The following is a 13,997-nucleotide window of genomic DNA, read 5'->3' on the forward strand; positions in this document are numbered from 1 at the left end:
CGTCGTTACCAGCCAGCCCATTCAGGCAGTGTCACCACGCAGTCCGTTTCGCCCGGTGCGCTCCAGTTATCGCCGTTTTTTTCGATGGCATTGCGCCCGTCCACGGCGCGTACTGCCAGCGAGTCGGCCGCGCCCAGCAGCCGTGCGCGGCAAGCGGCCCACAACTGCCCGCCCTTGTCGGCGGCCGCATGCCCGGTGCCCGCCGCCGCCTTAGCTTCCTCCGAGGTCGGCAAGTCGTGCAAGGTCAGAATTTGTGCTTCCGCCTCCACCGTCAATGGAAATGTCACACCGGCCGTCAGCGGCGCCAGGGCGGCTGCCGCCAGGTCCACGGTGATCGTGCGCAGTCGTTCGATCCGTGCCAGCAGAGGTTGGTAGTCTGCCGCCGCAGGCATGCCGTCAGCTTCGGCCTGCATAGCAGCGCCGATCTCGGCCAGTTTCACGGCGGCCGGCAGCAGCGCCGGTTCGACCGAGGCTTGCAGGACGGCTGCGAACACGCCGACCTGCATGGCCATGCCGCGCAGCCACGCCTGGGCCGCATCGCGTTCGGCGGGCGCGCCGTCAAACGGCCCCACCGCGAGCACGACATGGTTGTCGATGCGGGCAAACGCGGTAGCTGCGGCATTGAACGCGCTGGTCAGGTCATCACTCGCCGGTGCCAGGCGCAGGCGCTGCTGTTCAGCTCCCGCTGCATCGGTACGCCGTTGGAGGCCGAAAGCGAGCGTGAATGCCCGCTCGCGCCCCGTGTCGGCATACTTCACCCGGATATCGCCACTGGTCCCGGCCGCCACGAACCGAGTGCCCCGGCAGCGCAGCACAATCGGCTCGGGCAGGTCGGTGGCCGGGGTGCCGAGCGGTTTGGCTACGAGGTTAAGTTCGGCCTCCTCGTCCTCATAGCTGGCGCCTGCGTCGAGCGTGCCGCGCCGCAGTAATGTGTAGCGCACGTTCGGATCGGGCCACCAGGCCACATCTTCGCTGCCGCTCTTGAACCATTCATGACTGGATGCTTCGCTCAGGTCGGCATGCGATACCATGCGCAGTGCTTCGATACGGATCTGGGCGAGTGGGCCCGCACCGCGCTTGATACGCAGCGTGGGTTTGCCCAGCAATGGTCCGGCCGCCAGTTCGGCCGCAGTGGCCTCGCGCATCAGCATGTTGAGCGGCCGTCGCGGCGTCGCGTCCTGGACGCTTGTCACCACACGTGAGACCACCAGTCCGGCACGCGCCACCGCCAACGCGGTGACCCGGTAATGGGCCGCCAGCTGGCTGACGCGCCAGACATCGGCGCCTTTCCACAAGGATGGATAAGCCCCGGCCAGATACTGCAGGTCGGCGCCGTCGATGCCCGCTCTGGCGTCCGGCTGTGGCGCTGGCAGCGCGGCCAGCCGTTCCGGATAGAGCTCGACCTTGGGCGGGCTCTGGTCCAGAATGGCGGCATTTAGGCGCGCCGGCCAGTCGGGATCGCGGTATTCGCGCACGAAGCTCAAGGCCGTGCCCTCGGTACCCAGGCGCGCGAACAGGGAACGGTTGGAGAACGCCAGGCCCTCCTCGCCGTGACGCGCCAGCACCAGTTCCCACTGGCCGCTGTCCGTCTGAGGGGAACGAACCAGGCGCGAACCAAGGAACACCGGCGGCTCGATACGCTCGGTACGGGGCGAGGCTGCCAGCGCGTACCCGAGGGCGCGCCGCAGCACCGCGCTCTGGCCGGCGGGCCGTGCAATCAAGCCTTCGGTGAGCAGTTGCTCGCTGTGGGCCTGCTCTTCAAAGTAGCCGGCGCCAAGCGCCAGGTTCTGATAGCGCGGACTTGGCCGCACTGCATAGACGCGCGCGTGAGCCCAGCGGTCGGCATGCAGGAACGACAGCACAATCTGTCCATGCGCATCGGCAGCTAGGTTAAGCGGATTGGCCTTGATCGGCGCGGCCAAGGCGAAATGCACGCCTTCCTGCAGGCGATCCAGAGCGGCGCCGTGGGCCAGGTATCGCATGGTCCAGGGAACGTACACGGCGGCGATATCCTTGAACTGGTCTAGCGTGCCGGCGGCCAAGCCAGGTTCTTTCGGCCAGGCCAGCGCCGGCGCGGCGAAGCGCAAATTCATACGCAACGAGCGGAAGGCCCCACCTTTTGCATCGGACACCATCAAATCTTGTGCCCACTGCTCACTATTAATGGCAGCAAAGCGTTCGTACGGCGATGCACCCTTGTCCAGCGCTGCTGGCGAGAGAATCGGTTGGAACGCCGGTTCGCCGATTTTGCTGGAAACCAGCCCGTCGGACGGATAATGCAGCGCCTCGGTCGCGCGTTGGTCGACCAGCGCGAACAACTCGGTCACGCTGTACAACTTTTCGGTAATCACCAGTTCGGTTTTTTCCGCGACCGCGGGCGTGGTGGCAGTGGCGGCAAGCGCCGCGGTGATGACTGTGCTCGTGGCCGTGCGCACTCGCGCTTTGAGTCTGATGGCCGGTTGGTCCAGTGTGGAGCCGCTGCGCACGCGCAGGAAAAACTGCAAGCCCGGTGCGGGGAGCAGTTCGCGCACGGCGCCCTTCTTCCAGTCCTGCACGGGGAGGCGCTCGGCCAGGCCGACAGCCAGTTCGGTCACCTGGCCATCGAGCATGGACAGCAGCTCGCAAGTCTGGCCGCGCGCTTCGAATTCGATTTCGTAGCCGATCAGGCTGCGCACCGCAGTTTGTCCTGGCAGCAGTTCGCCGGGCGTCAGTTGGATGAGCTGTTGTGGCCAGTTGCCCGGTTCCCAGGTCATGTCGAGACGGTGATAATCATAGACCGGAACCTGGACTGGCCGCAGCGAGAGCTGGGCCAGCGACAGGCCGGCGTCGTCGAGCTCCAAACCTTCGGCCTCGAGCTCTTTACCTGCACTGGCAAGCACCGCGTCGAAGGGACCGGCCACCCGGTCCTGGCCGGGACGCAGCAGCACCTCCACGAAAGGCTGGCCGATCGCGGACGGGCCGGCGGCGTAGATGGTCCGATATCTGGCCACGGTCGACTCGAATACGTGGCGCACACGCAGCAGCAGCTCGTGCGGGCTGAGAAATTGATCGAGATCGCGATCGTACAGACGGATCGTGCTGGCCAGCCCGAGCTGTTGCAAGGCGCCCCAACCGTACGGATCGGTATCGGGCGCGGTATTGGCCAGAAAGCCCGGCATGGTAGTCGCTTCAACCGGCTGCACCGGCTGGACCGACACTACGTAGCGCCGATACAGGCTGGCATGGTCGCTGCTGTATTCAAGCTCGCCGATCACTTCCTCGAGCACCGGATGCAGGGCGGCGGACAACGTGACCGGCTGGATAACCGTTGACAGCACCTTGGCACCAGTCTTGTCCAGCGCACTGACCGACACCGAGCACAGCAGATTGGTGCCGTCGGCAAGTGCGGTAGCGAGATCATCCGCTAGGCTGTTCTCGAGCCGGCACACCAGTGCCAGCAAAGCCGCGCGCACTTGTGCCGGGCTCAATTGCTTGCCCGCCGCCGATTGCAGTTTCATCACGGCGCCCGGCGCTTCGGGCTTAAGCAGCAAATGGGCGGGTACACCATCGGCGCCAAAACCGAGCTGATGCAGTTCCAGGGTGTGGCGTCCGGTAAGCTTCGCCACCAGGGCGGCGCTTTCGGTGGCGCCGCTCCAGACCATGCTGGCCTGCAGCCGCCACGGCTCGCCATGTGCCAGCAGGTCGGCCACTGCCGCTTCCGAGGCGGTTGAAAACAGGCGCAGGCGTGGAACCCGGCGCGCAAAAGCGATAGTTGACTCGGCCGCTGAATACCAGGCAGCACGGTGCGGCGCCGATTGTCCCGCGCGTCCATCTGCGCGTTGTTGAAGGCGCCAGGTCTCGCTCGGATAGTGGGCTTGCCACCCTGGCCAATCCTTGTTCGCATCCGGCAGCAGGCGCGCCGTGTGCGTCGATACCCGTTCGATGCGGGCCACCCGGCGCGCACGTTGCCACGTGAGCGGGTTCGATTCGAATACCGGCAATGCCGCAGTGTCCAGCGGTGCCAGGTCGTCCAGGTCGAGTTCGTGCAAATCGAACCCGGCCACGCAGCGCGCATGCAGTGCATCGATGGCGCCGGCGCTGGTGTCGTCAAATAGCGGCGCGGCGTCGAAGCTGACGGTGGTCATCACGCGCCGTTCCGGGTCGCGCACCAGTGCAAGGGGCGTGTTGGTCTGCTTGAGCAGGTCGTCCAGGCGGGCATCGGCGGACGGCGCCCGAAAGCGCGCAAAGCCGGTGCTGGCGCGCACCTGGCCGGGTCTGTGCGGCGGCATCTCGAGATGAACCGGCCATTCGAACGCTTCCGGCCGCATCAAGCCGATATCGTAACGCAGCGCGTCGGTCGGCTCGACACGTACCTCGATGCTGACTGGTACCGGCTGCGACCTGCTGACGACTTGGGTCGTGGTGTGCACTTGCACGGTCACGAGCGTGAAACGGGTGGCAATGCGCGCGCCGTTCCCATTGCGACGCCACAGGCTGGCCAGGAAGTCCATGGCGCCCTGTTCGTGCGGCAACGGGGCGGGCTTGCCGGCCAGTGCCGTGTCGACCCGTTCCATGCCTGTGCTGCCTGCCAGCAGGGCCCAGTGCGGGTAAGTGGCCAGGGTGTCGTGGTCGGGCTCGAGGGCATCGATGAAGGTATCCGGCGGCACCTTGCCATTGTCATCAGTGACGAGCACAAAGCTGGCCGGGTCGATGCGCCAGGCGCGCGCGTCGGCGCCGGCCTGCGCCGACGCGGCCATGCCGAGGCGGCGCTCGGTCAGGCCATCGGTGCCATAGTGGCCGGACGGGCTGATGTTTTCCGGATCGGCGTAAAGCACATAGTACCGTTCCACGTCATGCCCGGGCGCTTTGGCCATGGAGGCATCCTTCAATCCCATCACCACCCCGAGTGCCTCAAGCGGCATGTCAGCGCCGTGGTGGGGTGCGGTGCCGCCCTGCGCGCCCAGGCGCTTGACGACAAAACGCAGCTCCGCCTCGGCCGGACGCAGGCGCGGTACCGGCTTGGGCACGTCCACCAGAAAGGACTTGGGTAGCCCGCGCGAGCCGGCGATGTCGACCGGCGTGACGGTATAGCTGAGCGAGACGGTTTCCGAGCTGCCGAACTGGGCTGCCCAGGAGAGCGCGCCGGCCAGCGCATCGGCCTCGCCATTGGCCGGTAACAGCGCGCGCCGCACTTCCGGCGCCAGGTCGGCCAGGTCGTCCGACAATTGCCATTCCGGTGCCAGCTGGCTGACGGTGCGCTCGGCCTCGTTCCACGGGCCCAGCGTGGCGCAGGCCTTGACCAGCATCGGACGCGGGGTGAACTCCTGCCCCTCGACAGTGCGCACGACCTCGTAGTGCTGGAGGAAATGCTCGGGGTTGGCGGTCGGGTCGGCAGCCACGAAAGGCACCTGGAGCACCCAGTCAAGCTTGATGCCATCGGCCTTGCGCGCGCTGCGATCGGCAGCCAGGGTGGGGTCGACCAGGTCGAACCAGGTTGAGAGCGGGTTGAGGGTCGTGATCTGGCCCGGCTCTTTTTCCGGCGCGGCCAGATCGTTGCGGTGAATTTTCAGATTGCCCAGCTGTTCCAGCGCCGCCACCGGCCCATAGAACACCAGGCCGATGTCGGTCACATGGGCGAAGCGGGCATCGGCGGCGCCACTGTCGGCCAGCGAAACGAACTGGTCGGCGAACATGCCCAGCACGGTGGAACGGGCCTGGTGCACCGCATCGTCGACCGGTTTGCCCTCGGCGGCACTGAGCTGTCCCCGTTGGAATTTGTCACGCTCGGCGTTTTTTTGGTCTTCATTGCCGCCGCCTGGGGCGCCGGGCCGCAAGTGGATGCGCGCCTCCGGCTCTTGCCACGGGCCCGACTGGCGATACGGCGTGACATCGACAACGCCGTCGTGCCAGAGCGTATCGGACAGGTAGCACTCGTCGAACATCTGGGCCAGCGTGAGCAGCGTCGAGCCGTCCTCGGTCTTGACCGGCTTGTTCCAGCTCGCCTTGACGGGCAGCTTTCCTGCATCAAAATTGAGGGCAACGAATTTGCCCTGAGCCGAATCGAAATGCTGCAGCTGCGCCAGCGCGGCCACCAGCGCCGCACCGGGCGCATCCGGCAGCACCAGGATATGAGGGGGATGGCTTTCATCGCGCTGTGGCGAGTCCTTCAGGAACTTGGACGGAGCCGCATAGAACGCCGAGCTGAAATCGGACTTGGCTGGCTTTTTGATGGCCGGATCGAGCAGACGGGCCTGCTGTGGAATGAGCGCGGCATAACCCCAGCCTTCGGGCGCCGGCGCGCCTTGGTGCATGGCGGCCCTGCGCATGACGCACCAGAAATCAGTGCGGCGCGGTACATGACCCAGATGCGAGCGCGCCTGCGAAGGAGGCTTGACCGGCCGGCCAGGCGCGGATGGCGTCGGATCCATTTTCAGGCTGGCCGGCGCCGGCGCGCTGGCCACAGCATCGGCGTGGCGTGCGTCGTCGGTCATGCGTTCATCGCCAGAGCGGGCCAGCCAGGCCGGCGCGGCATCCGGTTCCTCGGCCGTGATCGACATGGCCATGAAGCGCTGTACGCGTGCGCGGGCATCATCAAGCTGGCCCTGGCCGACCACGAAGCCCAGGGCCACCGACAAGGTGCAGCCGAACACCGACACGGCCACGCGCGCCTGCACCCTGGCGCCCACGCCCTCCGTCGAAATGGCGATTTCGATCGCCGCCGAAAATTGCAGCGTGACGGTAAAGCCGATACGCAGTGTGAAGCTGGTCAGGCCAAGGTCGATTTCCATCCAGGCGCGGAACGCTACCTCCAGCCTGGCGTCGAGCGAGATCAGGCCGTACACGAGCGAGCCCTTGAAACGCCACGACAGGTAGCACAGCACGCGCGCCACCAGGCTGGCGGTGAGCGTCGCTTCGGCGCAGATGCCCACCGGGCCAATCTGCAAGGCGCCGCTGAAATGGAAGTAAGCGTCGGCTTCGATATTGTAAGCCCACAGCAGGCCATCGTCAGCCGCCCGGAAAATCATCCCGCCGCGCACAGTCACGCGCATGTTTTCCTGCTCCATCAGCCGCACCACCAGCTGGTTCGGCCAGCCCAGTTCATAATGGAACAGGCCCGGCTTGATGAACAGCGTGGCCGACCAGTCGACCGTCTGCAAGGCCGAGCGGAGCGGCGAGCCTTTAGCTAGCGCCGGTATGCTATCGCCGATGTAGCCCTTGCTGTTGCCGATCATGCGTGCCAGCAGGCGCTGCTGGGGCGCCGAAATGAACAGGTAGCCGCGCAAGCCGGGATTGGCGCGCAGGCCATCCTTGTCGTTGAGGTAATCGATGTAGTTGACGCCGACCCAGCCGCGCAAGCCCATGAACAAGGTGAAATCGGAGCGGATGACCGCCACTAGGTCGAACAGAAAGGGATTTTGTGCAGCTTTCTCCTGATCCTCGTCCCAGCTCTTGTTGGCCGGGTACACCTGGATCACGCCCTTGAGCGCGAGCGTGACGCGGTCGCCCTCGGCCTCCGGCTTCCAGGCCGAGAATTTGTGCAGGTCGCCCTGGGTCTTGGCTACCTCGTCCAGCGTGTTGATCAACTTGGGAATCGAGGTGGCGCGGTCGGCCGCGGCTATGGCCTCCAGCGTGTAGCGGAAGCCCAGGCCGAAGCCGAATTCGCGCAGGTAGAAATTCCAGATCACGGTGGGAATCTCGATCGCCATCTTGCGCTTCTCGGCGTAGAAGTAAAACGACTTGCGGCGCTCGCCGGGCCGTTCCTTGCTTTCGAGTTCAAGAAACCCCAGGCTGGCGCCCATCGATCCCCAGCCGGGAATGTCAAATTCGCCCCGGCCCAGGAAGCCGTAGGCGTTGTAGCCCTCGGGCGCCAGTTCCTTGCCTTCCACTGTGGTAGTGTTCTCGTCGACGGCGATTACTGCGCCGCGTACGCGGATCGCGCCTTTGAGATTGAGGTCGATGCCAAGACCGTCAGCCTTGATGCGGGGCAGCGACTGGTCTTTGGCAGGCGGCGCAATCCACAATCCGTGGAAATCGATCGACGGTTGCATGACGTCGCCGATCTCGACGAACTTGATTTGGCCGGAAATATTCACCGCCGGGGCGCCATCGAATTTGGGCGAGGCGGGGTGGTAGCCGAAGCCGCGCAGCTCGAATGTGAACAGGTTGAACAGGTTGAAGCTTTTCTTCGGATTGAGGGTTTTCTGAAAGGTGATATGTTTCATCAAAACGCGCGGGTCAGACGAGAGCGGCGTGCGCTCCAGGTTCATCTCGACGCCATCGAGGTACTGCAGCAAGCCGCTTTCAAACTCGCCAGACTTGGGCGAAAAGCGCAGCGACCCCGTGACCAGATAGTAGAAGTGGTAGCCGCCATCCTTGACGAACGCGATGTCTAGATCGCTGATGGTGAGCGTGAAGCGCGCGGCGTGGCAAATGATCGGGTCGTTTTTCTTGTCCAGTTCCACCTTGCCCGACTGCAGAACAATACCTTCGCCTTCGACCTGGCCGAACGTCAGTGCCACCGTGCAATCGGCTTCGCCGATCAGGTCCGGCGGCAGCGCGCCGCGCCCGGCGACCGTGGCGCTGACCAGACGGCCGCCCTTGATTTCGAGTGAACCCTGGGTGAACTGGAACGGGACGTCAATGCCGTTCAGGCGCACCGGATTGCACGCCACGTTGGCCACCAAATCGAGCCCGCCGGCACCAATCTTGAATGTCGCTACCTCGAACACGATGCCCTGGCCATCCGAGGATAGGCCGCCAAAGCGCAGTTGCATGCGCGCTTTGCCTTTCAGACTCGTGGCACCGGCCTTGGGCGAATTCAGTTCAAAGCCGCTCTGGCCGCCGGCAAAGCCCAGCGCGAACATGTCGATGCTGGTGTTTTGCGCGCGCTCGTCCGGGTCGGCCTGTTCAATCACCCACAGCAGGCCCAGTGCGCTTTCCTCGATGCGGCGCGAGGCGATCGGGAAGCTGTTACCGGCTTCAAATTTCATCGACAACGTATCGAGCGATAGGATGGCTTTGAGCGTGATGCTCGTCTCCAGCCCGGCCGCCTTCAACCCGAGGATCAGATGGACAGTGGCGCTGCGCTCGGCCAGCTGGGCGCTGGTCTTGCTGTCCTTGACCCAGATGACGTTCGAAAGCGATCCCTGGAGTTTTTCGAGGAAGCTCGGCCCGCCGGCAGGCGCCGCTTCGTTGCCCGACTCGCCCATGCCGAGCAGCGGCAAAATGCGTTTCGGTTCGAATCCCACGTCAAGGTCGAAGCCATCCTCGAGCGGCAGCAGCGTGATCGGTCCTTCCATGCTGCGCACCTTGACACCAATTTTGCCCGGCACATCGATCAGAGTTGATTTGCCGGCCATGCGCTGAAAAAATACTGGTTGGCCGCGCGACAGCCCGGCCAGCACCACTACCACATTCGCGCCGTCGTCCACGGTCTTGAAATCCAGGCCAAGACTCAGCAAGGGCTTGGTTTTTTCAGTCCGGTCCGCGGGCGCCGTCTGGGCGCCGTCGACATCGCGCAGCGGCCGCTTGGAGGGGCCGGTTCCGGCATCAGCACTGTCGAGCCACAGATCGGTTGACAAGGTGGCGGCACGCATTTTTCCGGGGCCGGGGGCCGCCTCGCGGCTGAGAATCAGATAGGCACCGGGGGCGCTCACGAAGTCGAGCAGCAGGCCGGGCTGCCACTCGCCCGGCACCTCCAGACGCAAGCCGAGTAGTTCATGGATGCGCGCAGGGCTAGGTGCGCCGTTCTCGCGTGAGGTGATCAGCACCTGGCGCAGTTCGAAAGGCTGGGTGGCAATGCGCAGTTCAAGCGCGAAGCGCGGCGGTGTGGCTGAGCTCAACAGCTTGCCGATCTGACGCAGCAGTTCGCCTAGCATTTCCCCGACGGCTGCCAAGCCTTTCGCCAGCAGGTCGCCCACCGCCCCGAGCGCGGCCCATGCCTGTTCGGCGACGAAGATGGCGGCCCGGCCGGCCGCCAGTGCCATGCGGCCGAGGATATCGAGCAGTTTGGCAGCCTGCTCGGCCACCAGCGCGCCGAAGTCGACCAGCAGGTTGACCACGGCGGCGCCGCCGCGCACTATAGCGTCGGCAGCCTTGGCCAGCAACACGATGGGAAAAGGTGCCACCAGCGCCAGTTCCAGCAGCCGCGCACCGGATGGATCGATTTCAATTTTGCCGTCGAAGGTCAGAAAGGCGTCGGCATCGTCGCGCACGCGCAGCGTCAGCTGATCGAACGCGATGACCGCACGCAGTGTGGGGCCGCTCGGAGTAGCGGCTCCGCCGAACGCATTGCCTTGATGCGACGGCGTGATGGTCATGTCCTTCCAGCTCACTTCGAACGGGCCCAGGCGGCGTGGCGCGGAGGGGGCGACATGGATTGGCGCCATGCTGGCCACGACCACGCCGCCCAGCACTTCGCGGTTGGGCAGGTCGCCCAGCTGCAGATTGTCGATAGCAATCGAAAGAGGCCCGGCAGTCTGGGTGGTCGTGACCTTGAAAGTGGCAATCTTGGTCGTGGTGGCCAGGTCCTCGCTGTCGGCAAAATCGTTGGTGACCACAGCCCAGTCGATTTTGGCCTGGCCGCTGCGCATTTTGAGGCACAGCCGTGGCTCGGTCGCGGCGGGGCTGGGATTGGTATGCTCGAGGTTGACGAGTGTGTCGAGTCCGAACTGCCGGAAGGTCGATTCGGCCAGTGCCAGTCCGTTGGCTTTCAGCGTGAGCAAAAAAGCAGTGACGCGCAGGTCGAACGAGGGCAGCTCAAAGGATGGCAAACGCAAGGCAAAATCGTCGAGATCGATGCGCAGGGTGGCGCCAAGCGCGGCGTCGAGGACGACAACCAGCGCATACGGGCGCATGGTGCCGGCAATTTGTACCAGCGCCTGGGCCGCGATGGCGACATGGACCTTGAGCGCCAGGATAGCGCTGGCGCCGGGCGTGCTGGTGATGCTCCACAGTTCCAGTTTCACGTTGGCGCTGGCAAAGGCGGCAGCGCCACCAAAAGGTGTGGTTACGCCAAGGAAGGCGGTGTTGCTGGCCTGGTAATCGACATCAACCGACTGCAGTCGGCGCTGGCCCTCGGCTACCAGTGCCAGAAAGCGCGTACGCACAACGCTGTCGGCCACTTGCGCCAGCGCCGTGGCCAGTTGCAGCGAGTCGCGCAACGCGCCGTTTTCCAGCAAAGCGCCGTGCACGCGCACCGGACTGGCCAGGCTCAGGCTGCAGGCCGCCGGTTCAGCCTCCTGCGGTGCGGCCGTGCACGGGCCGACGATACGGTCGATGTCGACATAAGCCTCGCTCAGGACGTTAGCAGGGGTGACAATTTCGCCAAGGGTGCCGTCCGCTTGACCGGTTAAGAAAAATTGGGGAAAGCCGGGAACCGGGATTGCAATGTAGATCGACACGCGCTTTCTCCTGATATTCAGTCACGCGCTGATCATCAGCGCGCCGGGACAGATTGCAAGGATTGGAGACTTGTGTTCTAGAGGCAGCAGATTCGGAGGGCACATGGCGGGAAGAGGATTGACAGGCGCGGTACGAACTTGTGCCTACAAGAGTAGACGGAAAGGCAACTCAGATATCGCCGAGTTGTATTTTTGAGACTATTTTAAAAAAAGAAATATTCGCTGAGTTTTGGCATGCGATTGGCGGTATGATCACGCGCGCAGGTGCAGGCTGCACAGCACGATAGCGGCCGTCACCAGGTTAAGTCCGCTGGCACGGTAGCGCTGCTGTTCGAAGCTCCGGTCCCGGATCTCGCCGAGCCGGTGGATGAAGAACGCCCTGGCCAAGGCGTTACGCGCCTCGGCCTTGTTCAAACCCGCATGCACGCGTCGGCGCAGTTCAACGCTTTGCAGCCAGTCCAGAATGAACAGCGTCCGCTCTATGCGCCCCAGATCGCGCAGCGCGATCACCAAGCCGTTCTGGCGCGAATAGCACGCTAGCATCTTGGACCAGAGGCCCAGCGGCGCATAGACCTTCCTTCAATCGACGCTTACGCAGTTTCGGACTTTTCAGCACAAAAAGCGGGCGGAGTACCAAATATCGGATATGTTGAGCTGCCGACCCATGTACGCCCCAGTTGAGGGTGCCGCCACGCATAGCAGATGACAACTCCGGGGGAATGAGTGCGGATAAATCGAGCGTGTGGGTCGGACCAGGATCCGATACGCGAGTGCCAGGGAGGAAGGAATGCCGGGCCCCATCATCAAAGCGCTCTACATGGTGCCTGCACTCACTGCAAACCCCTATCCCCGTTGTATAGTCAACGCGCAGCCACCAGCAACCCGCCGCGCACGCATGGCGATCATCACACCCACAGCCTGTGCAGTAGGCGATTCCGGTGCTGATGGCCGAGCCGTTGATCGTCAATTTTCCAGACTGAATATCATCCGCAACCTTCTTGTACGCTGCGGCCAATTCGATGCGGATGGTCTGTGTGGATTTACCCTGGTAGCAGTGTATTTGCCATACGCCAACCTGGCCGCAGAGGCATGGAGTACCGACCAGAGAATCAATTTCATGCGGTTTCATTTTCATGATGACCACCTGAGGAAGCGTTTTTGGTGAATTCAATATAGTCCATGGAAAGCCATTGACAACTTTTTTTAGTTGTCAAAATCGATGAATGTGTTTATCCTGCCCGCCGGCCACAGGCCGCAGGGCCACACGGCGCCGCCGGCGCGGCGCGGCGCGGCGCGGCGCGGCGCGATACTGTCAACGATGCAGGTACTGCCCGGCGCCGCCGGCGTCTTCCTCTAGATTCATTAGTTATCGGAATATATTTTTATTATGTTCAATTATTTTTCAAATGAAATTTTTATCGCTGTTCAATAACTTCCTTGCGTAAGCTCATAAGACAAACCGATAAAAAATATGTTGACATCCCGAGTTTTGTGCTAAATTAACTTTGCGGGGTTGGTCGGTGGAAGGCTGAATACAAAATTGCGTTAGCACAAAATGCGGACTCATCCATTTTGGGAATGAAAGTGTAGTTTCTACATGGCCAACTCCTCATGTTCGATGAACTTGAGGAGTTATCATGACAATCCAAAGCAAACCCATCATTTATTTCGTCCCCCCAGTTTTAAAGCTGGGGCCGCTTAATGACCACAGATTGCAACTTAATATTGCAATTTCCTTCGGAAGCGACTTCCTCTCCACGGGACTTCTTCTCCATCCTATAGACGCGTCCCATCTATCCCCCCTTCTCCGCTCCGGCAAAGAAGAGAAAATTCAATTCCTTAGCTTCATTCCGATCTCATCCATCGGCTCGAACCGCTATGCCAATAGCTCCCCTTCATCAGATCCATGGGGAATAAAATGATCAGACTCAATATTAAAGATGCCGCAATTCGGGTATTGATTATCGAATCTCTGCTGGATCAGGCGGACAACAATACCGCCTCCTTGTTAAGCCAAGGTATCGACTCCGAATGGGTTGAGAATCTACGCAACCTGTCGTCACGGGACGCCCTCCGTGTATCACATTTTCAAAACGTAACCATGGAGGTTACCTTAAACGAGAAGCAACTATCCCATGCCTTCGCTCAGGCGGCAGATGAACGGCGGGTTCGCCATTTGCAAGAATATTTTGTACGACATGGTGCTTCAGTATCGATGATTTGCAAAATGTTCAAGATGAGCAGCAAAGAAGCCAAGGCAGCAAAACATCTTCTACTTTCCGAGCAACGCTTGGGACGGCCTCCAATGCCAAATCCCTATGAACGCGAGGACATACATGAAAGTTGGGACAAAATTGTTAAGGCAAGTCCGACTTCGCCAATTCGGGAACAACTTTTTTCACTTCATAATATTTTCCCATCTCATACCCTGGCGACTTTGTGGCTGGTAATTAATGAGTTCGAACCATATACCAATCAAGGCACCGCCAAGAATAATCAGCCACTCGCGCGACAAGAAACCAAATGGGATGGAGGTAACTGCGTACACAAACTGGTTAACCTGTCCAAGAGAACGGCTTCAAATATTTCATAAAACATATTCCACTTACAGGGGAC

At 62.3% G+C, this 13,997-nt stretch carries 5 protein-coding genes and 1 pseudogene; 4 read left to right on the plus strand and 2 right to left on the minus strand.

What is annotated here, in order from left to right:
- Positions 1-5 precede the first annotated feature (5 nt).
- Positions 6-11,381, minus strand: coding sequence for a hypothetical protein (locus ACQ4W7_RS24335; RefSeq protein ID WP_436533933.1), 11,376 nt, complete (start codon positions 11,379-11,381; stop codon positions 6-8).
- Between the two features lie 276 nt (positions 11,382-11,657).
- Positions 11,658-11,915, minus strand: a pseudogene (locus ACQ4W7_RS24340) (Tn3 family transposase); the annotation flags it as partial.
- 253 nt (positions 11,916-12,168) lie between these two features.
- Between ACQ4W7_RS24340 and ACQ4W7_RS24345 the strand changes: the two are divergent.
- The 4 genes from ACQ4W7_RS24345 to ACQ4W7_RS24360 all read left to right on the plus strand — a co-directional run bounded on the left by ACQ4W7_RS24345 (position 12,169) and on the right by ACQ4W7_RS24360 (position 13,974).
- Positions 12,169-12,546 (plus strand): hypothetical protein, encoded by a 378-nt coding sequence (locus tag ACQ4W7_RS24345; protein WP_436533935.1) that lies wholly within the window; start codon positions 12,169-12,171, stop codon positions 12,544-12,546.
- A gap of 54 nt (positions 12,547-12,600) precedes the next feature.
- A complete protein-coding gene (locus ACQ4W7_RS24350; protein ID WP_436533937.1) occupies positions 12,601-12,738 on the plus strand; it encodes a hypothetical protein in 138 nt (45 codons plus the stop codon).
- A gap of 280 nt (positions 12,739-13,018) precedes the next feature.
- A complete protein-coding gene (locus ACQ4W7_RS24355) occupies positions 13,019-13,303 on the plus strand; it encodes a hypothetical protein (protein ID WP_436533939.1) in 285 nt (94 codons plus the stop codon).
- On the plus strand, positions 13,300-13,974 hold the full coding sequence (locus ACQ4W7_RS24360) for an STY4526/YPO1902 family pathogenicity island replication protein (RefSeq protein WP_436533941.1): 675 nt from the start codon (positions 13,300-13,302) through the stop codon (positions 13,972-13,974). The genes ACQ4W7_RS24355 and ACQ4W7_RS24360 overlap by 4 nt, the downstream gene beginning before the upstream one ends.
- The last annotated feature ends 23 nt before the right edge of the window (positions 13,975-13,997 follow it).

This window comes from Janthinobacterium algoris, from assembly GCF_051380935.1.
GTDB lineage: Bacteria > Pseudomonadota > Gammaproteobacteria > Burkholderiales > Burkholderiaceae_D > Janthinobacterium.